General features: G+C 62.2%; 21 protein-coding genes. 6 read left to right on the top strand and 15 right to left on the bottom strand.

Annotation, left to right across the window (positions count from 1 at the left end; genetic code table 11):
• Positions 1–6 precede the first annotated feature (6 nt).
• The 5 genes from CAG47_RS19555 to CAG47_RS19535 form a co-directional block, all read right to left on the bottom strand.
• The gene (locus CAG47_RS19555; protein ID WP_085726478.1) at positions 7–2,526 is read right to left on the bottom strand and encodes an RND family transporter; all 2,520 of its coding nucleotides are present in this window, start codon (positions 2,524–2,526) and stop codon (positions 7–9) included.
• 16 nt (positions 2,527–2,542) lie between these two features.
• Positions 2,543–3,634 (bottom strand): YCF48-related protein, encoded by a 1,092-nt coding sequence (locus CAG47_RS19550; protein WP_085726477.1) that lies wholly within the window; start codon positions 3,632–3,634, stop codon positions 2,543–2,545.
• Between the two features lie 209 nt (positions 3,635–3,843).
• The gene (locus CAG47_RS19545; RefSeq protein WP_085726476.1) at positions 3,844–5,202 is read right to left on the bottom strand and encodes a DUF1329 domain-containing protein; all 1,359 of its coding nucleotides are present in this window, start codon (positions 5,200–5,202) and stop codon (positions 3,844–3,846) included.
• Between the two features lie 41 nt (positions 5,203–5,243).
• Positions 5,244–7,247, bottom strand: coding sequence for a DUF1302 domain-containing protein (locus CAG47_RS19540; protein ID WP_085726475.1), 2,004 nt, complete (start codon positions 7,245–7,247; stop codon positions 5,244–5,246).
• Between the two features lie 123 nt (positions 7,248–7,370).
• The gene (locus CAG47_RS19535) at positions 7,371–7,937 is read right to left on the bottom strand and encodes an alpha/beta hydrolase (protein ID WP_085726510.1); all 567 of its coding nucleotides are present in this window, start codon (positions 7,935–7,937) and stop codon (positions 7,371–7,373) included.
• Between the two features lie 356 nt (positions 7,938–8,293).
• Here CAG47_RS19535 and CAG47_RS19530 point away from each other — a divergent pair, with 356 nt between their 5' ends.
• The gene (locus tag CAG47_RS19530; RefSeq protein ID WP_085726474.1) at positions 8,294–9,328 is read left to right on the top strand and encodes an AraC family transcriptional regulator; all 1,035 of its coding nucleotides are present in this window, start codon (positions 8,294–8,296) and stop codon (positions 9,326–9,328) included.
• 545 nt (positions 9,329–9,873) lie between these two features.
• Here CAG47_RS19530 and CAG47_RS19525 read toward each other — a convergent pair.
• The 7 genes from CAG47_RS19525 to CAG47_RS19495 all read right to left on the bottom strand — a co-directional run bounded on the left by CAG47_RS19525 (position 9,874) and on the right by CAG47_RS19495 (position 16,266).
• The gene (locus CAG47_RS19525) at positions 9,874–10,884 is read right to left on the bottom strand and encodes a YeiH family protein (protein WP_085726473.1); all 1,011 of its coding nucleotides are present in this window, start codon (positions 10,882–10,884) and stop codon (positions 9,874–9,876) included.
• Positions 10,881–11,207 (bottom strand): Rieske 2Fe-2S domain-containing protein, encoded by a 327-nt coding sequence (locus tag CAG47_RS19520; protein WP_085726472.1) that lies wholly within the window; start codon positions 11,205–11,207, stop codon positions 10,881–10,883. The genes CAG47_RS19525 and CAG47_RS19520 overlap by 4 nt, the downstream gene beginning before the upstream one ends.
• On the bottom strand, positions 11,204–11,866 hold the full coding sequence (locus CAG47_RS19515) for a DsbA family oxidoreductase (RefSeq protein ID WP_085726471.1): 663 nt from the start codon (positions 11,864–11,866) through the stop codon (positions 11,204–11,206). The genes CAG47_RS19520 and CAG47_RS19515 overlap by 4 nt, the downstream gene beginning before the upstream one ends.
• A complete protein-coding gene (locus tag CAG47_RS19510) occupies positions 11,863–13,191 on the bottom strand; it encodes an MFS transporter (protein ID WP_085726470.1) in 1,329 nt (442 codons plus the stop codon). Before CAG47_RS19510 ends, CAG47_RS19515 begins: the two co-directional genes overlap by 4 nt.
• Before the next feature lie 91 nt (positions 13,192–13,282).
• Positions 13,283–14,335 (bottom strand): 3-keto-5-aminohexanoate cleavage protein, encoded by a 1,053-nt coding sequence (locus CAG47_RS19505; RefSeq protein ID WP_085726469.1) that lies wholly within the window; start codon positions 14,333–14,335, stop codon positions 13,283–13,285.
• 88 nt (positions 14,336–14,423) lie between these two features.
• Entirely contained in the window at positions 14,424–15,272 is an 849-nt protein-coding gene (locus CAG47_RS19500; RefSeq protein WP_085726468.1) for a TauD/TfdA family dioxygenase, read from the bottom strand.
• Positions 15,273–15,285: 13 nt separating this feature from the next.
• The gene (locus CAG47_RS19495; protein WP_085726467.1) at positions 15,286–16,266 is read right to left on the bottom strand and encodes a quinone oxidoreductase; all 981 of its coding nucleotides are present in this window, start codon (positions 16,264–16,266) and stop codon (positions 15,286–15,288) included.
• A gap of 245 nt (positions 16,267–16,511) precedes the next feature.
• Between CAG47_RS19495 and CAG47_RS19490 the strand changes: the two genes are divergently transcribed.
• Positions 16,512–18,428, top strand: coding sequence for an alkaline phosphatase D family protein (locus tag CAG47_RS19490; RefSeq protein WP_085726466.1), 1,917 nt, complete (start codon positions 16,512–16,514; stop codon positions 18,426–18,428).
• 217 nt (positions 18,429–18,645) lie between these two features.
• The gene (locus CAG47_RS19485; protein WP_085726465.1) at positions 18,646–19,146 is read left to right on the top strand and encodes an AAA family ATPase; all 501 of its coding nucleotides are present in this window, start codon (positions 18,646–18,648) and stop codon (positions 19,144–19,146) included.
• 141 nt (positions 19,147–19,287) lie between these two features.
• On the opposite strand, the gene CAG47_RS19480 is transcribed toward CAG47_RS19485, so the two are convergent.
• A complete protein-coding gene (locus CAG47_RS19480; protein WP_085726464.1) occupies positions 19,288–20,463 on the bottom strand; it encodes an aspartate aminotransferase family protein in 1,176 nt (391 codons plus the stop codon).
• A gap of 102 nt (positions 20,464–20,565) precedes the next feature.
• Between CAG47_RS19480 and CAG47_RS19475 the strand changes: the two genes are divergently transcribed.
• The gene (locus CAG47_RS19475; protein WP_085726463.1) at positions 20,566–21,483 is read left to right on the top strand and encodes a LysR family transcriptional regulator; all 918 of its coding nucleotides are present in this window, start codon (positions 20,566–20,568) and stop codon (positions 21,481–21,483) included.
• A 35-nt stretch (positions 21,484–21,518) separates the two neighbouring features.
• On the opposite strand, the gene msrA is transcribed toward CAG47_RS19475, so the two are convergent.
• Both msrA and msrB read right to left on the bottom strand, forming a co-directional pair.
• On the bottom strand, positions 21,519–22,226 hold the full coding sequence (msrA, locus tag CAG47_RS19470) for a peptide-methionine (S)-S-oxide reductase MsrA (RefSeq protein ID WP_085726462.1): 708 nt from the start codon (positions 22,224–22,226) through the stop codon (positions 21,519–21,521).
• A gap of 55 nt (positions 22,227–22,281) precedes the next feature.
• Complete coding sequence (gene msrB, locus CAG47_RS19465; RefSeq protein WP_085726461.1) at positions 22,282–22,800, bottom strand: peptide-methionine (R)-S-oxide reductase MsrB; 519 nt, start codon at positions 22,798–22,800, stop codon at positions 22,282–22,284.
• Positions 22,801–23,141: 341 nt separating this feature from the next.
• Here msrB and CAG47_RS19460 point away from each other — a divergent pair, with 341 nt between their 5' ends.
• Positions 23,142–23,861, top strand: a complete 720-nt coding sequence (locus CAG47_RS19460) for a response regulator transcription factor (RefSeq protein WP_085726460.1) — start codon at positions 23,142–23,144, stop codon at positions 23,859–23,861.
• Positions 23,858–25,363, top strand: a complete 1,506-nt coding sequence (locus CAG47_RS19455) for a HAMP domain-containing sensor histidine kinase (RefSeq protein ID WP_085726459.1) — start codon at positions 23,858–23,860, stop codon at positions 25,361–25,363. Before CAG47_RS19460 ends, CAG47_RS19455 begins: the two co-directional genes overlap by 4 nt.
• Positions 25,364–25,572: the final 209 nt, after the last annotated feature.

The following is a 25,572-nucleotide window of genomic DNA, read 5'->3' as shown; positions in this document are numbered from 1 at the left end:
CTTGGCTTACTCGGAAGTGGTCACGGCATGCGGCATGCCGGGACGTTCAGTGGATTCAGTGTTTTCGGTGACCGCAACAGGACCGGGCTGGGGTGCCCGCTCGCGCAGCAGGAAGAAGGACAGGGCCGGAATCAGGATCAGCGCGCCGAGCATGTTCCACAGGAACATGAAGGTCAGCAGGATGCCCATGTCGGCCTGGAACTTGATCGGCGACCAGACCCAGCACACCACGCCGGCCGCGAGGGTGATGCCCACCAGCCCGACCACCCGACCGGTGAAGGACACGGCGTTGCGGTAGGCCTGGGACAGCGGCAGGCCCTGGCGCTGGAAGTGCAGTTGCACGCTGAGCAGGTACAAGGCGTAGTCGACGCCGATACCCACGCCGAGGGCGATCACCGGCAGGGTCGCGACCTTCACGCCGATGCCCATGGCCACCATCAAGGCTTCGCAGAGGATCGAGGTCAGCACCAGCGGCAACAACGCCACCAGCGTGGCGCGCCAACTGCGGAAGGTGATCAGGCAGAACAGCGTCACCGCCGCATACACGTACAGCAGCATGGTGTGGTTGGCTTCACGTACCACGATGTTGGTCGCCGCCTCGATCCCGGCGCTGCCGGCAGCGAGCAGGAACTGGCGGTCCTCGGTGCTGTTTTCCTTGGCGAACTGGTCGGCGATCGCCACCACGGCATCGAGGGTCTCGGCCTTGTGATCCTTGAGGAAGGCGATCACCGGCATCACCGAGCAGTCGGTGTTGAACAGCTCCGGCGAGTTGACCGAGGCTTGCTGGGCGGCGTAGTTGAGCACGTCCTGGTTGCGCTGGATGCTGTTGAGCTTGGGGTTGCCTTCGTAGGTGCCGGCGGTGATCTGCCGCACCGCGTTGACCAGCGAGGCCGTGGCCTGTACGCCCGGATACTGTTGCAGCTCCCAGGCCAGGCGGTCGGCGAGGACCAGGGTCTTGTAGTTCAGGCAGCCTTCCGGCGCGGTCTTGATCATCACCGCGAACAGGTCGCTGGACAGCGCGTAATGCTGGGTGATGTAGGCGTTGTCGCGGTTGTAGCGCGAGTCGGCGCGCAACTCCGGCGCCCCGCTTTCCAGGTCGCCGATCTTCAGGTTGAGGCTGACCACATAGCCGCCAACGCCCATCAACACCGCGACCAGCACGGCGCCCGTGGCCCACTTGGCGGTGGTGAAGCGATCGAGCAGGTCCCAGAGTTTGCCGAAGCCTCTGTGCTTGTCGGCACGGGTGTCGATTTTCAGGGCGCGCTCGGCGGCCTTGGCGCCAACACCGACGTAGGACAGCGCCACCGGCATCAGCAACAGTGAGGTGAAAATCAGCACCGCGACGCCGATGCTGGCGGTGATCGCCAGGTCCTGGATCACCGGGATATCGATCAGCATCAGCACCGCAAAACCCACGGCGTCGGCGAGCAACGCGGTGACGCCGGCAATGAACAGACGGCGGAAGGTGTAGCGCGCAGCGATCAGTTTGTGAGTGCCACGGGCGATGTCCTGCATGATGCCGTTCATCTTCTGCGCGGCGTGGGACACGCCGATGGCAAAGATCAAAAACGGCACCAGCACCGAGTACGGGTCGATGGCGTAACCGAGCCAGGCGACGATGCCCAGTTGCCAGACCACCGCGATCAGCGAGCAGCCGACCACCAGCAGGGTGCTGCGCACGCAACGGGTGTAGGCGTAGATAATGACAAGCGACGTAACGACGGCCAGGCCGAAGAACATCATCACCTGGATCAGGCCGTCGATCAGGTCGCCCATGAGCTTGGCGAAGCCGATCACCCGGACCTTGTAATGGCCGCTGCCTTCGACCCCGGATTTGCGCGCAGCGCTGTCGCCGGCGTATTCGATCTTGTCGCGCAACTGCTCTTCGAGCATCTGCGAGAAGGCGTGGTAGTTGATGGGTTGACCGCCGGCGGCGGCTTTGTCCAGCAGCGGCACGATCAGCATGGTCGACTTGAAGTCGCTGGCCACCAGGCTGCCGACGATGCCGGCGCGGGAGATGTTCTGGCGCAGCTGTTCGATCTGTTCAGGCTGGCCGGCATAGGTGTCGGGCATCACCGGGCCACCCTGGAAACCGTCTTCGGTGACTTCGGTCCAGCGCACGCCCGGGCTCCACAGCGACTTCATCCACGCACGGTCGACGCCTTCGGTGAGGAACAGTTGGTCGTTGACCTGCTTGAGTACGTCGAGGTAGTCGGGATCGAAAATATCGCCCTTGGTGTTTTCGACCACCACCCGCACCGAGTTGCCCAGGCCCCGCAGGGAGGCGCGGTTTTCCAGGAAGTTCTGGATGTACGGTTGGCTCTGGGGAATCATTTTTTCGAAGCTTGGGCGCAACTCCAGGCGAGTCACGGCCATGAAGCCCAGCACTACGGTGGCCAGCACCATCAGCAGCATGAACAGCGGGCGGAAGTTGAACACCAGCCGTTCGAGGAGGTTGCCGGAGCGCTGATCGAAATCACGCACATCGCGAATCACCGGCATGGCGTCTTGTTTGATATTGCCCATGTCTGGGTTCTCGCTTTTAGGGTTCGAGGGCTGGATCGGCGGACAGCGTCCGGGTGCCACGGCTGCCCGCCAGCACCAGTGCGCCATCGGTGGACTGGGCAGCGCCGGCGACCGGCGTCGGTACCGGTTGCCGCAGCAGATGCATCTGCGCGCCCGTCCCCTGGCTGACCAGCATCTGCCCGCCCTGGGTGAACAGACGGTAATTGCCACGGGCGTCGATCAGGCCCGCGGTGATGCTGATGTGCACGCCGCTGTCCAGTGCGGTCCAGCTCTGGCCGCCGTCGGTGCTGCGCAGCACGTTGCCGCGCAGGCCGTAGATCAGCACTTCGCCGGGCTTGCCGAGCACGCCGAAGAAACTGCCCTGATACGGCGTCGGCACGGCATTGAAGCGTTGCGCGCTGTCGTCCCACTTGAGCAACAGGCCCTGCTCGCCGGCGATGTACAGAGCGTCGCCGGTGGAGGCGATGGCGTTGAGGTGGAAACCCTGCGGGTTATCGGTGCGATCCTGGAACGGGGTCCAGCTCTGGCCGCCATCGTCAGTGCGCAGGATCAGGTTGAACACGCCGACCACATAGCCGGTCTTTTCGTTGGCGAACCAGACGTCCAGCAACGGTTTGTCCGCGCCTTGATCCAGTAGCCTCTGGCCCTCGGCAGACAGCAGCGGCCATTGCTCGTTGTTCGGCTCGGCACTGGCCAGTGCCGAATAATGCTTGATCAGCAGGTCGCCGATCTGACGACCGTCGAGTTGCTTCTTCCAGGTCGCGCCAGCATCGTCGCTGTGCAGCACCACGCCGTCATTGCCCACCGCCCAGCCTTGGCTGGCGGTCGGGAAACTCACGGCGGTGAGGTCGGCACTGACCGGCACAGAGGCCTGTTGCCAGTGCTGACCGGAATCATCGGAGAACAGAATGTGGCCACGCTGACCGACAGTGATCACACGCGAACCGGCACGGGTCATGCCGGTCAACGGGCTGTTGATCGCCAGGGCACTGACCCTGGCCGGCTGGTCCAGTACATCGACGTACTCGGCCGCGTGGGTGATGCCCTGAGACAGGCAAAGCACAACGCCAAAGGCCAGCTGCAACATATTATTTTTATACGAACACATACTGCGTCCTCTTCGGAAAACCACGCCGGGACACACATCCGTGTGCCTGACGTTCAAACCTTGCGCCGTGCAGGTCATGTGGGAGCGAGCCTGCTCGCGATGAACGTTAACGATTACGCGTGCTTTCTGGATGCCCGCGTCGCCCTCTGGTCCATCGCGAGCAGGCTCGCTCCCACAGTGGATCGTGCGAGCGCTTGCTTGCGGTTGGCTTAGCGAATGCCGGCGCCTGCCAGCGATTCCGAAGACCACTGCGCCTTGGAGAGCGGGTCGACGTACTTGATGCCGCCGTAAGGACCGACCACACCGTTGATGTTGTACGAACCACCGACCAGGTCGTAGATCATGAACGGCGTGGAGTCCGGAACCTGCTTGTCGTAGCTCTGGCTCAGGAAGGCGAAGGAACCGCGATAGAGCTGGCCACGGGCGTCATATTGATCCGAGGCCAGAGCGGTCCAGCTGTCTTCGTCGAGGTAGAAGCGGCGCTTGGCATAGATGTGACGGGCGCCGGCCTTGAGGTTGCCTTCGACGACCCATACACGGTGTTTTTCCCAGCGTACGAAGTCCGGCGCGATGTGGTTGGCGGTGGTCAGCGACTTCGGATCCTGCACATAGGTCAACTTGTAGGTGTTGTAGGGCACGATCATTTCCTGCTTGCCCACCAGCTTCCAGTCGTAGCGATCCAGCGCACCGTTGAACACGAACACGTCATCGTAGGTGCCCGCACCGGCGGTACCCGGGTTAGGCGTGTCGTAGGCCAGGGTCGGCGCCAGTTTCACGCGACGCTGACCTGGCAGGTACTGCCAGGCACGACGCGGCTGCTCCAATGGGTTGGCGGCGTCCTTGAGCATGATCGCCTCACCGGCCCGGCGTGCAGGACCGGTGTACGCCAGCTTCATCTGGTAGTACACGTCAGCGCTGCTGATCGGCTGCGAGAGGTTTTCATAGATCGGATAGGAGATGTTCGCTTGCCCGGTGATCGCCAGGCTCGGCACGCCGGCCGAGTCGACGTTCCAGGAGTCGTACTTGGAGCTGATGCTGACACCCTGGTAGCGCAGCAGGAAGTTCCACATCGCTTCGTTGCCCGACTGCGGAATCGGGAACGGAACGCCCGGCAGCACGTTGTCGATGGCCAGGCCACCTTCCAGGGACTTGGCGCCGCTGGCGTTCTTCACGCCGTTATCCAGAACCGCTTGAGGCAGCGAAACGGTGCGGTGCGTCGGGTACACGTCGACGCGGAACGTCGGGAAACGCTTGGCCAGTTCCACCGTGGTGGCCGTGAGCAGGCCCTTGTATTGATCGACGTTCTTGCCGTCGATCACCAGCAGCGGTTTTTCACTGGCGAACGGATCGGGGCGCATGCTGTCGCCGGCTTTGAAGCTGGCCGGCGCGGTGGTCAGGCCACCGTTGTAGGCGGGGATGGAACCATCAGCGTTCCCGGCCTTTTCGGCGCCCACCAGGGTCAGGCTGGTGCCCAGCTTGGCAGCTTCCTGGGTTGAAACAGCGGCCTGTGCCTGGGCGGCAAGGACCATGGCCAGCGAAGCGGCCAACACGGTTTGTACACATTTCATCTTGTTATTCTCCTGCTTGCTTTGAGCAAATCAGTGGTGAATCAGAATGTTGTTTTCATCGTCAGGTACACGGCGCCACGGTCCTCGGTCGTGGCACCACCTCCGGAGAAGGACGAGTAGCCGCCGGCGAAACAGGCGTAGTTTTCGTTGCCGCTGAAGGCGTTTGGCGTGGAGCCGTCACCGCCGGTCGGGCCGGTGCTCACGCCGCTGACGTTGCACTTGTCGGCCTGGCCGAAGGAATCCACGTACTTCAGGTCGACAAAGTATTTGTTGTACACAACGGCACCGACGCCCACGGCATAGTTGCCGGTGTCCTTGGCACCGCCACCGGAGACCGGCGACACACCGGCGAGACCGACGTTGACCGACATCGGCGCGTTGAGGTCGATACCCGGGAACACCTGGTACCAGGTTGGTGTGAAGTTGACCGCCAGCCCCCAGTTGTCACGAGTCGGCGCATCGATGCCGCGATAGCTGTCCTTGCCCTTGTAGAGCGCTTCGTTCTTGCTATCGAGCTTGAGCAGGTTGCTGTAGTACAACTCGGCAAGCACGGTTGCCTGATCGAATACCGGCGTTTTCGGCAGGGTCATCAGACCGTTGAGCGTCCAGTGCAGGGTGTCGCCGGTGGCGCTCATGCTGTCGCCGCGGTGCGGGGTGTCGTAGATCACGCCAGTGGCATCCGAACGCGCAGGCAACAGGCCCAGGCCTTTGCCCAGACCCAGCGGGCTGGTGGTGCTGACGATCGCCGGGATACTGGCCAGCGGCATGTTGTGACGCACGTTCAGGTCCGAACCGACACTGATCCCGCCCACGTCCTTGGACAAGCTCAGGCCAAGGATCTTGATGTTGTCGGCATAGGCCAGTTGATAGGTGGCGGTGTCCAGCGAATTGAGGGTGTTGACCACCGCAGGCACTTGCCCTGCCGGACGGGTGCCGTTGGCGTTGGCCGAGCTGATGCCTCGGGCGTCCAGCCAGGCTTGCGGGAGGATTTCCGAGGTCTCGCGGTAGTAGACGCCGAGGGTGCCATCCAGCCACGCAGGCGACCACTTGGCCATGACGCCCCAGTCGCCGCTGCTGCCCGGTGTCAGGTCATGGCCACGACGTACGTTGGTCAGCGCATTACACGGCGCCAGGCCGCACCCCAGAGGACTGCCAGGTACAACAGCGTTAGTGTTGCCCAGCAAGAACGACTGCGCGCCGAAACCGACCAGGTCGGAGCCGCCGTAGTAGGTGCCCGCTTCAGGCAGGCGAGCGGCGTCCCAATCGAGAAAGTACTGGGCGCCCACGGTCAGCTCGGGGTTGACGGTAAAGGTCATCGACAGCTGATTACGCGGGACAAAGAGCTCTTTGGCTTCCGTACCTGGCGAGGCCGCCAGTTTCGCCAGATCGAGGCCGGACTGGCCGTAGCTGACCGAATGCACCGGGTTGAGAATGGTCTCGCCCCAGAACACGTTGTGCTGACCGGCCTTGACGCTGAGTATCGACTCCTCGCCCACTTCGGTGCTGTAGAACACGAAGGCATCGAGGATTTCGCCCGAAGGACCGCTGTAGTAGCGCTGGGCATAATTGCTCAGGTGCGGGCTGCCATTGCCGACGTTGTCATGGGTGACCCCTGCCAGGCGCGGGTCGTTGGCGATCAGGCCCGACGTCGAACCATTGCCGTTGACGAACGGGTTGGAGTTGGAACCGGTGTTGTCATAGGCCTTGTCGTACCAGGTGGCGGCGCTGACGCGAAAGCCCATGGCGTTCTTGTAGACCACGTCCATTTCGGTCAACAGGTCGATACGGTTGGTGATGTTGGTGCCGGCCTTGCGGAAGTTGTAATCGCCGTCGTTGTTGTTCGGCGTTCCCAACATGCGCTTGTCGGCACTTTCGGTGCGCACACCGTAGTTGTACTTCACGGTGTTATCCAGGCGCGCGGTCCAGTCCGGGTTGCCCAGATCGATCTCGACCCCTTGGGCCGCCGGTGCGATCACGGCCAGAATGGCCGAGGCCAGCAAGGTGTAGCGCGCTACGGTGAAACCGTGACTCTTATTGTTGTGCATTGCGTTGTCTCCGCCCTTTTTGTATTTGTTTTAGCGCAGCCGCCCTCACGCTGCCCTCTTTGGGGTGGCGTTTAAGGAATGAGGGCAATGGCCGGTGGCGTACTGCCAATCCAGCTCCTTGTACTAGCGGTCCAGCTCCAGGATGAGTGCTTCGGCTTGCTGCCATTGGCCAAATCCTGCGGCCGGATTGAGATGACCGACATCGCCCAGATTGAGCAATTCGGCTCCCCAGCCTTCTGCCATGCGGGTGACCGCAGGCAGCGTGGCAAGGTGATCGTTGGTGCTGCCGGCCACGATGCTGCGAAATGGCAGCGGGCCTTGTGGCAGAGGATTCCAGCCCTGGCTACGCAGGGTTTCGGAAGAAGGATAGTTGGCCGGCCAGACCGCATCGAGGTCCGGTGGCGCGGCCAGCAAAGCGCCCTTGATCGGACGACTGAAACGCGCAGCCCAGTGCGCGACCATCAGCACGCCAGCGCTGTGGGCCACCAGAATCACTGGCCCGTCGATCTGCTCGAGTTCGTGTTGAATCGCCCGCACACGAGCCATGCAATCGAGCTTGTCGGTCTCCAGTGGCGGGACGCTGCGCACTTTGCACAGCCTGGCTTGCAGCAAGGTTTGCCAATGTTCGGCCACGTGCTCGCGCAGACCCGGAACGATCAGAACGGTGGCGGCAGTTTGCAGTTTGTCCACGGTCAACACCTTCGCTTTCTCGATAACTCGACTGGCTGTTTTCGCCAGGGGCTTTTTGTAGGTTCGACATTAAAGAGCGCCCACCCGAATCGCTTTACATTGGACGTCAGGCACTTTTCTTTTGATGACAAATTGTCCGACATCCGGACAGCCAGACCACTGGTCGAAAAACCGCGCAGGTTGGCGCAAGGTCACTGTAATCAACGGATGAGCGCTGATGGCTCCAAGCAGCGTAGTGGATGGATGAGCGCACAGCATGAAAACCATCGACGACATGACAACTGTTCAACTGTTGATACGCTGGATATAGTCGCCACGCTCACGCCAATCGCCATCGGCACAGGGAAGACCTTCGCATGACCAAGCTTGTTCGCGCCGCTGTCTTGACCAACTACCTGGAGGTTACCCAATACCTGGGTTTCAACCCGCGCGACGTACTGGCCACTGTCGGCCTGAGCAGAGCCCAACTGCTGGCCCCTGAGCACCGCATCCATATCGATGCCGCCGTCCGGTTGCTGGAAGACTCGGCCGCCGCCAGCGGCTGCCAGACCTTCGGCCTGAGCATGGCCGAGTCGCGCCAGCTTTCGGACTTCGGCGTGGTCAGCCTGCTGCTCAGCCACCAGCGCACCCTGCGCGATGCCTTGCAGGTGGTGGTGCATTACCGGCACCTGATGAATGATTCATTGGCCATCTTCATTGAAGAGGCCGGCAAGATGGTGATCATCCGCGAAGAGGTGGTCACCGAAACCCCCATGCCCAGCCGCCAGGCCACGGAGCTGGCCATCGGCGTGATGTTCCGCCTCTGCGCGGCCCTGCTCGGCTCGCACTGGCACCCCTACAGCGTCAACTTCATGCACCAGGCGCCGGACAACCTGCACCTGCACCGCCGTCTGTTCGGCTGCAAACTGGAATTCGGCAGCGAGTTCAATGGCATCGTCTGCTCCGACGCCAGCCTCGACATGACCAACCCCAACGCCGACCCGGCCATGGCCCGCTACGCCCAGAGCTACCTCGACTCACTGCAAAGCCACGAAGGCACCTCGATGCTGTTCGAAGTGCGCAAGGCCATCTACCTGCTGCTGCCCATGGGCCGCGCCACCATCGAACAGATCGCCCAGAGCCAGGGCATGAACGTACGCACCCTGCAACGCCGCCTCAAGGACGACGGTTGCGCCTTCAACGACGTGATCAACGACGTGCGCCGGGATCTGGTGCTGCGCTATCTGGACAACCCGAACTACTCGCTCAGTCGCATTGCCGACATGCTGGGCTACTCGATGGCGAGTTCGTTTACGCGGTGGTTCATCAGTCAGTTCGGGATGCCGCCGGCTTCATGGCGGGCGCAAAAACAATCCACCGCAAAACCCGTCGCAGGCCCGAAAGACCTCTGAATCGACCGCCCAAAAAAAACGGCGACTGCTGGTACAGTCGCCGTGAAAGCGTGAGGCTCGCTCCCACAGGGTTCATCAGTCAGTTCGGGATGCCGCCGGCTTCATGGCGAGCGCAAAAACAATCCACCGCAAAACCCGTCGCAGGCCCGAAAGACCTCTGAATCGACCGCCCCAAAAAAACGGCGACTGCTGGTACAGTCGCCGTGAAAGCGTGAGGTTGGAACACAATCCTTGTGGGAGCGAGCCTGCTCGCGAATGCGGTGTGTCAGTCGATAGCTATGGTGGCTGACACGACGTCTTCGCGAGCAGGCTCGCTCCCACAGGGTTCATCAGTCAGTTCGGGATGCCACCGGCTTCATGGCGGGCGCAAAAACAATCCACCGCAAAACCTGTCGCAGGCCCGAAAGACCTCTGAATCGAGCGGACAAAAAAACGGCGACTGCTGGTACAGTCGCCGTGAAAAACCGATGTTTGTGACACCGGTCGGGAGCCACACGGCGTGAGGAGTCAACACCGTGCAGCCCTGCCATAAATCGGTAATGCGTTCAGAAGCCCCAGCGCAGCAACAGCAGCACCAGCACGACGAGGAACACCGTCTCCCCCACCATCAGCAGGATCGGCTTGATCCCGACTGACGCCAGTTCCTTGAGCCGGGTCTTCATGCCCAGGGCACTGATGGAGATCACCAGGCACCAGCGCGACAGTTCGTTGACCGTGCCTTGTACCGCAGGCGCGATCCAGCCGGTGCTGTTGATGCAGGCCAGGATCAGGAAGCCCACTGCGAACCATGGCAACAGCGGCGGGCGCTTGCCGGTCGGGTCGGCGCCTTGCATGCGGGTGATCATCGCAGCGGTGACGATCACCGGCAGCAGCATGGCAACACGCATCAGCTTGACCACCGTGGCCGTGTCGCCGGTCTCGGTCGACATGCTGTAGCCGGCGCCCACCACCTGGGCCACGTCGTGGATCGTGGCGCCGAGGAACACGCCAGCGACCTGCGGCGACAACTGCAGCCAGTTGGCGATCATCGGGTAGACGATCATTGCCATCGTCGACAACGCCGAGACACCGATCACCGTGAACAGGGTCGCCCGCTCTTTCTGTGGATGGTTCGGCAGCGCCGCTGCCAACGCCAGGGCCGCCGAGGCGCCACAGATGGCCGTCGCGCCACCGGTGAGCATGCCGAACAGGCGCTGGAAACCGAGGGCCTTGGCGGCGACCACAGACACGCTGATGGTCACCACCACCAGGATCACCACCAGCGCTATCGGCTTCCAGCCCAGCGCCGCCATTTGTTCCAGGGTAATGCGCATGCCCAACAGCGCCACGCCGATGCGCAGCACAGTGCGGGCGGTGAACTCGATACCGGCCTTGCACGGGCCGTCGTCGGCAAGAAAATTCAGGGCCATGCCCAACAGCAGGGCGAACAGCATGACCGGCGCACCGTAGTGCTCGGACAGGAACGAGGCGGCGGCCGCCACGATCAGACTGACGATAAAGCCCGGTGCCAGTTCGCGCGTGCGGCTGTGGATACGGGTGAGAGCAATGGCGCTCATGGCGCGGACTCCTCGGTTGCGATGACGATGAACGCCTGGCCGTCGATGATCTCGACCGGGTAGCTCGTGACTTTTACAGCTTTGGAATTGAGCAGGTAACCGCTGTGCAAATCGAAGCGCAGGCCATGGGCGCAGCATTGAATCACCCGACCCTCAAGACGCCCGCCACACAGCGAGGCGCCCTGATGCGGGCAGCTGTCGTCGATGGCAAACATCTGCCCGTCGACGTTGAACAACGCCAGGCTTTTGTCTTCGAATTCGAACAGCGCCCGGCCACCGACCTGGGGGTGCTTGCCGACTGGCACGGGTATGCGCCGGGTCATGCTGGCTGCCGCTCGCGATCACTTTCCTTGAGTGCTTCGTTCATGGCCCCGAGCAGCGACTGGGCAGGTTGTGCCCCGATCACTGTCATGCGGCCGTCGAACTGAAAGCTCGGCACGCCGCTGGTCGCGCCAGGGGGACCTGCAAATGGCGTGGCGTCGCCCTTCAGGCAATCGAGCACGGCGTTCGCGTCAATGCCACAGGAGCGAGCAATGGCCAGCAAGGTCTCACGGCTACCGAGGTTTTCGCGTTTGTTGAAATACGCAGCGAACAGTCGTTCGAGCAACATTTCACGCTGGCTGGCATTGCCCAGCACACTGGCCCGCTCGAACAAACGATGGGCGTCCGCGGTGTTGGGCATCGTCTCGATACGGCTGAGGTCGATGTTCAACCCGGCCGACCTGGCAGCCTGCTGGACCTGGGCCTGGCGCATGGTCATGGCGTCGGCATTGCCCAGGCGCTTGCGGTAGAAATCGGCAAAGGGTTCACCTTCTACCGGTATCTGCGGCAGCAACTGCACGCCATGCCACACCGTGGTGATCTGCACATCCGGATGGCGGCTGCGAAACTGCACCTGCGCATGCTCCAACTGGCGTTTGCCGATCAGGCACCAGGGGCAGATGAAATCGAAAAACACATCAATACGTAAACGACGACTCACAACTTCACCTCTAACCCGGCTTCACCGATAGGGTCAGGCACGCTCTGACCCTGAAGACGGGCAATATCTTTGTGGTAATGACACTTGGCATAAAAGAACACCGCCGCTGCCGCGAGGCTGACCAGTGGCACCAGTTGAAACGCGGCATGCAGACCGATGAGGTCGGACACCCGGCCGGTGATGAACGGCCCCGGCGCCAGCCCCAGCATGTTGTTGGCCAGGGTCAGCGTGGCGAACGCCGTACCGTGGACCGAGTAGTGGGTCAGGTTGGCGACCATCGCACCGGCGGGGCCAGTGGTACCCGTGGCAATCAGCATGCCCAGGCAGATCAGCAGCAGTTGCACGGGACCTGCCTGCAAGGCAAAGGCTGCCGACAGCAGCAGGCAACTGCCCAGGCAAAAGCCGATGGCCAGGCTGACCTTGCGCTCCGGCGAATTGCGACACAGACGATCACTCAACATGCCGCAAAGAATCATCCCCGTACCGCTGCACAGCACGATGATTGCCGCCATGCCGCCGGCCTTGTCGGTGGGCATTTCGTAGTAGCGATTGAGATAGCTGGGAATCCACACCATCACCGTGCCGCCGACGAACAGTTGCAAGCCGCTGCCGATGTAGGTTGCTATTACCGAGCGGCTCGACCACAGCGTGCGCAACGGGCGCGTGGCCGCAGCCGTCGCCTTGCTCGCCACTTGAGCGGCACGTTTCGGAGCGATGCGCGCTTCCTTGACGATCAGCGGATAGAGCAGCGCCAGCACCAGGCCAAACAATGACATGCCGGCAAACGACCAGCGCCAGCCCAGCTTGGCCGCAATCGCCCCGCCCAGCGCCATGCCCAGTACCGAGCCGAACATACCGCCGGCCATGAAGGCACTGGCCAGGGTGGCACGCATGTGTTTCGGGAACACCGAGATCACCACGGCGATGCCGACGCTGCCATAGGCCGCCTCGCCGACGCCGACCATGAACCGCGCGATGAACATCTGCTGATAGTCCTGCGCCAGTGCGCAACCCAGGGTTGCCAGGCTCCACAGCATCGCCATCAGCGCCAGGCTCTTGACCCGGCCGAAGCGGTCAGCCATCAGCGACAAAGGAAACGTCAGCAAGCCGACCATCAGGGCAACGATGCCGCTGAGCAGGCCGAGCTGGCCGTCAGTCAGCGTCCACTCGCTCTTGAGCAGCGGGAACACCGCGTTCAACACCTGACGCGACATGTAATCGGAAATCAACAGGCCGAACGTCAAGGCAAAGACAATCCAGGCATACGGACGCGCAACAGCAACGGCACCGTCATCATCGGCGGCAGCGATTGGGTGAAAGGCCATGCAGCCTCCTCAAAGCTTTGTTTTATTGTTTTTATCAAGCGTGCAGCTGTTCAGCGAACGAGCGGTCACGGCCGCTCGTTCGCCGTGTGGGTCAGCCGCGCTGCGGCACGCCTTTTTGCCCAGCCTTGCGGTTGGGCGCCATGCCGTTGGCCAACAGGGTTTCTTCGATGCTGTTGTACTTCACACCGATGCGATAGATCTCACGGGCTTCTTTGCCGGTGGCGATTTCGCGACCCAGTTCGTGGGCGATGCGCACGGTTTGCTTGATCTGATCGACCGAGCCGAAACGATCGCCCTTGTGATCAATGATAGTGTCTTCGTTACCCACACGCGGGTGCAGACCCATGGCCATGGACATGGTGTTGAACGGCATCACGTTCTTGAGCAGCGACTCGGAGGTCAGGGTGCAACCGTCCGGCGCGCGGTGGATGAAGTTGAAGAAGTTGAATGGGTTCGGACCGTCGAAACCGCCACCGATGCCGATCCAGGTCAGGTTCAGCGGGCCCATGTACACGCCGCGACGCACCAGGCGCTCAAGGGTTTCCAGGGCGTGCATGCCGGTCAGCTGGAAGTGCGGCTGGATGTTGTTGTCCATCAGGCGCTTGAGGTGCTCTGCGACCCAGGCCGGACCTGCCGGTACGGTCATCTCGCTGTAGGCGGCATGGACCAGCGGGTTGTCCAGGGAAGTACCCTTGAGGTACTCCGGATACAGCAGTTCCATGATGTTCATCTGGGTGGTGTTGATCGCCACCGTCACCTGGTCCGGTTTTGGCGTCAGCTCGGCCAGCATGTGGCGGGTGTCGTCGGACAGCCACTTGGCCGCCTCACCTTCGCTTTCAGGGGCGAAGGAAATCGAACCGCCCACCTGGATGATCATGTCCGGCACGGCTTCGCGTACACCGGCGATCAGTTCGTTGAACTTGGACAGGCGCTTGGAACCCTTGCCGTCGAGTTCACGTACGTGCAGGTGCAGAACAGTGGCGCCGGCTTCATAGCAATCGACTGCCTTTTGTACCTGCTCGTCCATGGTCAGCGGGATGTCTTCCGGAAAGTCTTCAGGCATCCACTCCGGGCCGTACGGGGCCACGGTGATGACTACCTTTTCCATGTTTTCCGGGTGCAGGGAATCGTCGAAGAATTGCATGGTTAACTCCAGTTCTTATGATTGTCCCGTCCACCCGGTGTAGTGCCGGACAGACGTGGTTATGAGTTCGGATGCAGGTGGCGTTCGATCAGAACGTCTTGTCGCCGATGATCCCGGCGCGCTCCATCTTGCGATGGCACGGCGGGTAGTCCATGACGGCGTAATGCTGGGTACTGCGGTTGTCCCAAATGGCGATGCTGTTGGGCTTCCAGCGCCAACGTACCTGGTACTCGGGGATGTACACCTGGCTGACCAGGTAGCGCAGCAACTCGCTCGCACCGGGATTGGCGTCCTGGCCGAAACGCACCCGCTCCGGGGTGTGGTAGTTGCTGAAGTGGGTGGTGAAGGCGTTGACGAACAGCACCTTCTCGCCGGTTTCCGGGTGAGTGCGCACCACTGGGTGTTCGGCATCCGGGTACATCGCCTTGAGCGCCAGGCGTTTTTCGATCGGCATGGCCGCGCCAAAGCTCGCTTCGATACTGTGGCGCGCGCGCAGGTCGGCGATCTTCACCTTCACGTCTTCCGGCAGGTTCTCGTAGGCCGCGACCATGTTGGCCCACATGGTGTCGCCGCCCACCGGCGGGCATTCCACGCAACGCAGCACGCAGCCCATCGGTGGTGCCTCGCGCCAGGTGGCGTCGGTGTGCCAGGCGTTTTCGTAGCGATCCACTGGCTGCTCCGGGTTCTTGTAGATCCGCACCAGGCCTGGATGATCCGGATCACTGCCGGCCACCGGGTGATCTTCCAGCTCGCCGAAGCGACGGGCGAAGGCCACGTGCTCGGCGCGGGTGATGTCCTGGTCACGCAGGAACACCACGCGGTGCTTGAGCAACTGGGCACGAATTTCGGCAAACAGGCCATCGTCATGCACGGCGTCGGCCAGGTTGACGCCGATCAGCTCGGCGCCAATGTTGCAGGTCAATTGTTCGACTTTCATGGCTGGTCGCTCCTTAAATGACGAAAATCGACGAGCCCGTGGTCTTGCGTGACTCAAGGTCGCGATGAGCCTGCACCGCGTCCTGCAAGGCGTAGTGCTGGTTGATCTCGATCTTGATCCGGCCGCTGCCGACGTGGTCGAACAGCTCGCCGGCCAGGTCGGCTTTTTCCGCCGGGTCGCTGATGTAGTTGGCCAGGGCCGGACGGGTCAGGAACAGCGAGCCTTTCATCGCCAGCATCACCGGATCGAAAGCCGGGATCGGGCCGGACGCGGTGCCCACGCAGACCATCAGGCCACGGGGCTTCAACGAATCCAGCGAACCCATGAAAGTGTTCTTTCCAACGCTGTCGAACACCACGTTGACGCCGACACCGTCGGTCAGTTCGCGAACGCGAGCGGCGACGTCTTCATGGCTGTAATTGATCGTATGGGCGCAACCGTGAGCCCGGGCGATTTCCGCCTTTTGCTCGGTCGAAACCGTGCCGATCACGTTCAAACCCAGCAACTTGGCCCACTGCGAAACGATCAGGCCGACACCGCCAGCGGCGGCGTGCAACAGGATGCTGTCGCCAGCCTTGAAGTCGTAGATACGGCGCATCAGGTACGAGGACGTCAAACCGCGCATGGTCATCGCGGCAGCGGTCTCGAAGCTGATGGTTTCCGGCAGTTTGATCAGCGGCGCGGCCGGGATCAGGCGCTCGGTGCTGTAGGCGCCGAGGGTGTTGAGAAAACCGGTGTAGGTGACACGATCACCAACTTCGACGTTGGTAACTCCCTCACCAACGGCCTGGACGACACCAGAGGCTTCGACGCCCATGCCGTTAGGCAGCGGGATCGGATAGGTACCGTTGCGGAAATAGGTGTCGGCATAGTTCAGGCCGACTGCCACATGACGAAGCCGAACCTGGCCGGGACCGGGCTCGCCGACTTCGACGTCCTCATAACGTAGAACTTCGGGACCACCGGTTTCGTAAAAGCGTACGGCTTTGGCCATTTTTCTTATTCTCCAATCTGCAATGTGGGCGTGTTGCATCGAATTGCGCTGATTGGACTGTAGGACGAGGCCTGTCGGGACGCTTCTCATCAGACGACAATGGCTTTTCATTTGGTGACAAGCGCAGTCTGGTGCTCCGTACGGTTAATTTGAGTGCACGAATCCGCCACACTGGCCACTAACCTGTCCCGTCGCCACCTGCGCTATCATCGCTCGCCTCGATGCCCCAGGAGCCTTGACCCCGGATGTCCGAAACACTGCCATTGCCCGACGATCGCCCAGCCCTGCCGCCAGTCCTGGCGGGCCCGCTGCTGCGGCGCCTGGAGCCCACGCGGCTGGTGCTGTGGCTGGTGGGTTCCCGGGCGCTGGCGCTGACCCTGCGCTTGCAGGGCGTCGGCGATATCCGTCTCGATGCCGGGCAATGCACGGTGATTGCCGTGGGGGCTCATGCCTATGTGCACTTGATCGATGTGCAACTGGACGGCCCTCTGCCCTGCGATGAATCGATCGAATACGACGTGCTGATTGAAGGGGCAGGCATCGCGGATTGGGCACCGCACCTGCTATACGGCGCGGCCCGTTGCCCGAATTTCGTGCTGCGCGCTCGGGTCGATCAGTTGCTCCACGGCTCCTGCCGCAAGCCTCATTACCCGGCGACGGACGGCTTGCTCTGTGTCGACCGGTTGCTGGCGCAGGAACACACCGCCAAGGACCGCCCGGCACTGCTGATGATGACCGGCGACCAGGTCTACGCCGACGATGTCGCGGGGCCGATGTTGCGGGCGATTCACGCCTTGATCGAGCGGTTGGGCCTGTTCGGGGAGCATCTCGAAGGGGCCGTGGTCAGCGACAGCGCCAGGCTCTACGAGCACCCGGCCAGTTACTACCACCGTGCCGATCTGCTGCCGGCGCTGCAAAGCAATGACACCCTGCGCGAGCGGTTTTTCGGTGGCGCGCGCAAGCCGATTTTCACCAGCAGCAGTGCCGACAACCATCTGGTGACCTTCGCCGAAGTCATGGCCATGTATTTGCTGGTCTGGTCGCCGACGCCCTGGACTTTGATCGCGCCCCAGCCCCCCACACTGACGCTGCAAAGGCTGCAGCGATACGCCCTTGAACAGACGCGCATCGATGCCTTCAAGGCAGGCCTGGGCAACGTCGCACGAGCCCTGGCGCATCTGCCGACGCTGATGATGTTCGACGACCATGACATCACCGATGACTGGAACCTTAGCGCGCAATGGGAGGAAACGGCCTACGGCCACCCGTTCTCGCGGCGCATCATCGGCAACGCGCTGCTGGCGTACATGCTGTGCCAGGGCTGGGGCAACAATCCGGATGCGTTCACTGCCGTGCTGGAAAAGGCCAGGGCATTGAGCGCCAGCACACACGAGCGTCACCTCGACAGTACGGTTCAGGATGATCTGATCGACGATCTGCTGAAGTTTCAGCACTGGCACTACGTGCTGCCCACCACCCCCGCTATCGTGGTGATCGACACTCGCACCCGGCGCTGGCGCAGCGAAATGAACCTCAAGCAGCCTTCCGGCCTGCTCGACTGGGAAGCCCTCAGCGAACTGCAGCAGGAACTGCTGGACCACCCCAGCGCGATCATCGTTTCGCCAGCGCCGATCTTCGGCGTCAAGCTGATTGAAACCGTGCAACGGGTGTTCAGCTGGTGCGGTTATCCACTACTGGTGGACGCGGAGAACTGGATGGCCCATCGCGGTGCGGCCCAGGTGATCCTGAACATCTTCCGTCACTCGCGCACACCGGGTAACTACGTGGTGCTGTCGGGCGATGTGCACTACTCCTTCGTCTATGAAGTGCTGATCCGCCATCGCAAGGCCGGGCCACGCATCTGGCAGATCACCAGCAGCGGCATCAAGAACGAATTCCCGGCCACCCTGCTCGAATGGTTCGACCGCCTCAACCGCTGGCTGTACTCACCACGCTCGCCGCTGAACTGGCTGACCAAACGGCGCCGCATGCGCATCGTGCCGCACATTCCCGAACACGCCGAAGCCGGTGAGCGGTTGTGGAATTCGGCGGGGATCGGCCAGGTGTTCTTCAATGACCTGGGGCAGCCGCAGACCATCTATCAGCACAACTCGAACGGTTCACCGAAGACCCGGATGGTTGCGCCGCAAGACGATGATTGAGGTAGAGAAGACACCACAAAAAACTTGTGGGAGCTGCGGTGCGGCGATCCGACTTGCTCGCGAAGAGGCCGGCACATTCAGCATTGATTTCGCCTAGCAGGCCGCCTTCGCGAGCAAGTCGGATCGCCGCACCGCAGCTCCCACAATTGGATCAGGTGCAGCGGTAATATCAGGTCAGCTTGCAGACAGTTGCACCCACATTTAAACGGTGTCGCCCATGGACCTCACCAGAACCCTGATCATCGGCAACTCCGGCTCCGGCAAGAGCTGGATGGCGCAACGACTCGCCGAGCAACTGCGTGTGCCCTGGACCGATCTCGACCGGATTCACTGGCTGTCCGACAAACACAGCATCGCCCGCCCCCGCGCTGAAGCACTGGCCCTGGCGCGGATCGCGGCCGAGCAGGAGCGCTGGGTGATCGAAGGTGTGTATGGCTGGATCATCAGTGAAATCCTCCACCGCGCCACGGCGTTGATCTGGTTGTGTATTGATGACGTTGATTGCGTCGCCAACATTCGCCAGCGGGAAAAACAGGATAATGAACGGTTGGTGGCATTGCTTGAGTGGGCGGGCAGCTATCGTAAGCGTAATGACTCAAGTGGGTTTACTGCGCATCAGCGGTTGTTCGAAGAGTTTGCCGGATCCAGGATTCAACTGATGGATCAGAAAGAAATCACCGACTTCGCCTCGCAAGTCGGAGTGATACTGATCAGTTAAGACGCAAACCTGTGGGAGCGAGCTTGCTCCGGGCGGCGTTCCGACGATGACGTCGGAACATTCACCATTGCTGTTGCCTGACCCGCCCCTATCGCGAGCAAGCTCGCTCCCACAGGTTTTGCGCTGCCCAAGGAGCGTATTTCAAGCCTCTTTCACAACGCTGCTCACCCCTCTGACAATCATCTCCACCTCCCGCTCATCAAGGGTCAACGGCGGCAGCAGGCGAATGGTTTTGCCCCGCGTGACGTTGATCAGCAAGCCATGATCCCGCGCGGCGATCAGGCTCAGGTCGCGGATCGATTGCTTGAGTTCGATGCCGATCATCAGCCCCTGACCACGGATCGCCATGACATTCGGATTACCCGCCAGTTCTGCGCGCAATCTTTCGAGCAAGCGCTCTCCCTGAAGCCGGGCGTTTTCCAGTAGCCCTTGTTCTTCGATGATGTCCAGCACGGTGCAACCGACCCGGCAGGCCAATGGATTGCCACCGAAGGTGCTGCCGTGGCTGCCAGGCGTGAACAGTTCCGCCGCCCTGCCACGGGCCAGGCAAGCGCCGATGGGCACACCGTTGCCCAGGCCTTTGGCCAGGGTCATGACGTCCGGGACGATGCCTTCGTGCTGGAACGCGAACCACTGGCCGGTACGGCCGATGCCGGTCTGGATTTCATCGAGCATCAATAGCCACGAGCGCCGGTTGCACAGTTCGCGCACGGCCTTGAGATAGCCCGGCGGTGCCAGTTGCACGCCGCTTTCGCCCTGGATCGGCTCCATCAGGATCGCCACGATCCGCGAACCGTGGGCGTGCTGCACCTGGTCCAGCGCGTCGAGGTCGCCGAACGGCACTTTGACGAAGTCCCCCGGCAGCTTGTTGAACCCCAGGCGCACCGCCGGGCCATCGCTGGCCGACAACGTGCCGAGGGTGCGGCCATGGAACGCGTTTTCCATGACCACCACCAGCGGCTGCTCGATGCCTTTGTGCCAGCCATGCAACCGGGCGATTTTCAGTGCGGTTTCGTTGGCTTCGGCCCCGGAGTTGTTGAAAAACGCCCGGTCCATGCCCGCCAGCCGGGTCAGTTTCTGCGCCAGCCGTTGCTGCCAGTCGATGCTGTAGAGGTTCGACGTATGCAGCAGCAACCCGGCCTGCTCAGTGATCGCGGCAACGATTTTCGGGTGGGAGTGGCCGACGTTGGTCACCGCCACACCCGCGACCGCATCCAGGTATTCGCGCCCGGCCTGATCCCACAGGCGAGTGCCCAGGCCCTTGTTGAAACTCAAGGCCAGGGGTTGGTAAGTGCTCATCAGGCAGGCGGCGGTCATGACATCAAGCTCCAGCAAGGGTCGGTGTTTTTGCAGTATGGTTAGCCACCGGAGCTGGATAAACACCGTAAAACTTCAATCATTTAAAAGCCGAGCTTGATAATGGATCTATTCCAGGCAATGACCGTCTACGTGAAAGTGGTGGAGACCGGCAGCATGACCGCCGCCGCCTTGCAGTGTGAAATGTCCACGACCATGGTCGGCAACCACCTCAAGGCCCTGGAACAACGGCTGGGTGTACGCCTGCTCAATCGCACGACGCGACGCCAGCGACTGACCGAGTTCGGTGCGGCGTACTACCAGCGCTGCCTGGAAGTCCTGGGGTTGGTGGCCGATTCCGAGCGGCTGGCCGAGCAGGCTCTGGACGAACCCAGCGGTATCTTGCGCATCACCGCCCCCTTGACCTTCGGCACCGAGCGCCTGGCACCGGCACTGAGTGAGTTCAGCCTGCAGAACCCGCGGGTGAAACTCGACGTGGTGCTGACCAACCGGCGTCCTGACCTGCTGGAAAACGGTCTGGATGTGGCGTTTCGCCTCGGCGCACTGGAGCCCTCCAATCTGATCGCCCGCCCCTTGATCGACTACACCCTGACCATGTGCGCATCACCGCAGTATCTGGCACGCCGGGGCACGCCGCAGACGCCTGAGGATCTGCGCCAGCACGACTGTCTGTCCTTTGCCTATCCGGCCGGGGATGACTGGCAATCGGTGCAGAAGGAATGGCGCCTGGCCGGTCCCGATGGCGAAGTCAGCGTGGGGGTCAGCGGGCCGATGCTGATCAACAGTTCGGCCGGGCTGCATCAAGCGGCGCGAACCGGCATGGGCATCGTGATGATGCCCGACGCCTTGGTCGAGCAGGACCTCAAGGACGGCAAGCTGCTGGCCTTGATGCCCGATTACTGCCCGCCCAGTCGGCCGATGCATCTGGTCTACGCCCAGGATCGCCACCGTTTGCCGAAATTGCGCCGTTTCGTCGAATTCGCCGTACAGCGGTGGGGCAAGCACGAATCCGCTGGCTGACGAGTCAGTGGCAGAGTCGTCCATCCTCCATTCACTCACCGCCCCGACTTCACCAGCACCGGCTGTTCCTGATAACGATCCGGGTACAGTTGTTTCAATTGCGCCACTTTCGGCAGGTCGTTGATCACGATGTACGGATAGGTCGGATGCTCGGTCAGGAAGTCCTGATGCTCCTCCTCCGCCGGGTAGAAACCGTTGAAGGTTTCGAGTTTGGTCACGATCGGTTTGTCGAAGGCACGGGCGGCGTCGAGCTGGGCGATGTAGGCCTGTGCGACCCGCTGCTGCTCGGTGTTTTTGGTGAAGATCGCCGAGCGATACTGGGTACCACTGTCCGGTCCCTGGCGATTGAGTTCGGTCGGGTTGTGCGCCACTGAAAAGTAAATCTGCAGCAAGGTGCCGTAACTGACCTGGCTCGGATCGAAGGTCACTTCCACCGATTCCGCATGGCCGGTATTGCCGTCGCTGACCCGCTCGTACTGCGCGGTATTGGCCGCACCGCCCGCGTAGCCGGAGACGGCATTCTTCACCCCTTTGACATGCTGGAACACCCCCTGGACACCCCAGAAGCAGCCGCCGGCGAATACGGCGGTTTCGCTGCGGGACTGGGTGGTTTCGTCGAGGGTCGGCGGTGGAATGATCACCGCCTCTTCGGCGCCGCCGAAGGAGAAGGCCGAGCATTGACTGACGATGCCGGCAGCCGCCAAACCCAACAGGGTACGGCGCCAGGTAAAGAGGGCTTTCATGGGGCGAGCTCCAGATGCGTTGAACAGATATCAGCAAAAAGTGAGTGGAACGGATTCACACCGTCGTCGGCACGAACTTCATCGCCAGGCCGTTCATGCAGTAGCGCAGACCGGTGGGTTTCGGGCCGTCGTCAAAGACATGCCCCAGATGCCCGCCGCAGCGCCGACAGTGAACCTCTTCACGGACCATGCCGAACGTACGGTCCTGACGGGTCGCCACGGCCTTGTCCAGTGGCGCCCAGAAACTCGGCCAGCCGGTGCGGCTGTCGAACTTGGTCGCCGAGGAAAACAACGGCAGGTTGCAACCGGCGCAAGCGAAAGTGCCCTCGCGGTGCTCGTTGTTCAACGGACTGCTGTAGGCCCGTTCGGTGCCCTCTTGGCGAAGGATGTCGTATTGCTCGTCGCTCAGGATCGCGTGCCATTCGCTGTCGCTGTGGGTCACTTCGAATACCTCCGCCGCGCTGGCCTCACTGATCAAGGCCGAGCCTGTGGAAAACTTCGGCAACAGGCCGATCGCCAGGGCGGTCATCCCCAGCCCGCCGCTCGTTAGAAGAAATTGCCGTCGTGAAAACATGCTCGCCTCCCAAAAATCCAGGGGTGTTTCATGGAACACAGCCTAGGCTTTGGGTGATCGCCAAATCCTCACGGGAAGTTAAACAATTCGTGATAACTCAAGCGCCGAAAAAACCGCACAATGCATTTGCCTGAACGGCCCGAACGGCCCGAACTGCTCGAACTGCTCGAACTACTGTAGGAGCGGGCGCCCGCTTGCGGCATGCTCGCGAAGAACCTGAGAGCGCCATGGGGTGTCAGGTATCCCGCGTCATCGTTGGCCTCCATCGCGAGCATGCCGCAAGCGGGCGCCCGCTCCTACAGGAGTGGCAACATGCACATTACGCCGAAGGATTGACCTGGATGGAACAGACCAAACGCGTCCTCGTGGTCGAGGACGATATGCACATCGCCGACCTGATCTGCCTGCATCTTCGCGATGAGCAATTCGAGGTGGTGCACAGCGCCGATGGCGACGAAGGCATGCGCCTGCTGCAGCAAGGCAACTGGGATGCGCTGGTTCTCGACCTGATGCTGCCCGGCGTCGACGGCCTGGAAATCTGCCGCCGCGCCCGCGCCATGGCGCGCTACACGCCGATCATCATCACCAGCGCGCGCTCCAGCGAAGTGCACCGGATTCTCGGCCTCGAACTGGGTGCCGACGACTACCTGGCCAAGCCCTTTTCCATGCTTGAACTGGTGGCCAGGGTCAAGGCCCTGCTGCGCCGTGTCGATGCCATGGCGCGCAACCTGAAGATGGACGCCGGCAGCCTGCTCATGGACGGCCTGGCCATCGACCCGATCACCCGCGAAGTGACTCTCGATGGACGACGCCTGGACCTCACGCCCCGGGAGTTCGACTTGCTGTACTTCTTCGCCCGCCAGCCCGGCAAGGTGTTTTCGCGCATGGACCTGCTCAACGCCGTATGGGGCTACAGCCACGAAGGTTACGAACACACGGTCAACACCCACATCAACCGCCTGCGCGCCAAGATCGAGACCGACCCGGCGCAACCGGTGCGCATCCTCACGGTCTGGGGTCGCGGCTACAAATTCGCCACCGGTGAGGAGCCGCAGCCATGAGGCTGACCCTGACGCAACGCCTGTCCCTGGTGTTCGCCGTACTGCTGCTGGTGTGCTGCGGCACCTCGGCGTGGATGCAGGTGCGCTCCAACCAGATGCATGAGCAGGAAGTGGTGCAAGGCTTGTCCCGGGACCTGGCGCAGCACATCGCCAATGACACGGTGCTGATGGACACCCAGGGCCTGATGCCCAACGCCGTGCGCGACCTGTTCAGCAAACTGATGCAGGTCAACCCGAGTGTGGAGGTGTACCTGCTGGACACGGAGGGCAAGATTGTCGGCAGTGCCGCGCCGGAAGGCCGGATACGCCGGGAGAAGGTTGACCTGGCACCGGTCCGGCGTCTGCTCAAGGGCGATGCCCTGCCGATTCTCGGCGACGACCCGCGCAGCGTCGATGCGCGCAAGGTGTTTAGCGCGGCACCGCTGAAAGTTGACGGCAAACCCGCCGGTTATCTCTACGTAGTGTTGCTCGGCGAGGATCACGATCGCCTGGCCGAACGCGGCGCGACCAGCGCGGCGCTCAACACCGCGCTGTTGTCCATCGGCCTGGTGGCCCTGCTGTGCCTGATTGCCGGTCTCACCGCGTTTGCCCTGATCACCCGGCCATTGCGTCGTTTGACCGAAACGGTCAGCCGGTTCGATATCGATGGCGTTCCGGTCACACCGGCCCTGCCCGTTACGCTGGAAAAAGCCGCCAGCCACGATGAAATCGCCGTGCTCGATGCCGCGTTCCGACAGATGCAGGCGCGCCTGGGCGAACAATGGCGCTCATTGACCCGCCAGGATCAGGAACGCCGCGAACTGGTGGCGAACATCTCCCACGACTTGCGCACGCCGCTCGCGTCGCTGCATGGCTATCTGGAAACCCTGTCGCTCAAGGACGCCACGCTGTCCCCCGCCGACCGCCGTCGCTACCTGGGCATCGCGCTGGACCAAAGCCGCAAGGTCGGCGGGCTGGCGCAGTCGTTGCTGGAACTGGTGCGGCTGGAACACGGCTTCGTGCAACCGGTGCTGGAGCGCTTCTCCCTGACCGACCTGGCCCAGGACATCTTCCAGAAATTCGAACTCACTGCCGAGGCGCGCAAGGTCGAACTCAAGGCCACCTTCGCGCCGAATGCCTCGGTGGCCTGCGCGGACCTCGGGTTGATCGAGCGGGTGCTGACCAACCTGTTCGACAACGCCCTGCGTCATACCCCGTCCGGTGGCGAGGTCGACCTTGAGTTGCGCCCGCAAGGGGCATTCATCGAAGTCACGGTCAGCGACACCGGCCCCGGCATTGCCTCGGAACTGCGCGAAGGTTTGTTCCTGCGCCCGTTCAATATCGGCGGCGCACGGCGCGATGGCGGGTTGGGGCTGCGGATCGTGCATCGCATCCTGCAATTGCATGGGCGCGAGATTCAGTTGATCGATGTGCCGGGACGCGGGGCGACCTTTCGTTTTTCGTTGCCGATCGATGAGGCGACAGCGAGTGCGTTGGCGGTGCGGTCACCGCGGCAGGCCTGATGGACCGAGGCGACCCCATCGCGAGCATGCCGCAAGCGGGCACCCGCTCCTGCAGGGTCAACGGGTGTACGCAAGATCTGCGAACTTTCGGTGTTGCTCATCACAAAGCCCCGCTTCGTCAGAAACGCGGGGCTTTTTGCATCCTCTGTAGGAGCGAGCAAGCTCGCGATGGACGACAGAACAACGCGGGGCGTCAGGTTGCCAGCGTT

Origin of the sequence: Pseudomonas sp. R37(2017) (genome assembly GCF_002113375.1) — a bacterium.
GTDB lineage: Bacteria > Pseudomonadota > Gammaproteobacteria > Pseudomonadales > Pseudomonadaceae > Aquipseudomonas.
This window is presented reverse-complemented; position numbering and strand designations above follow the sequence as displayed.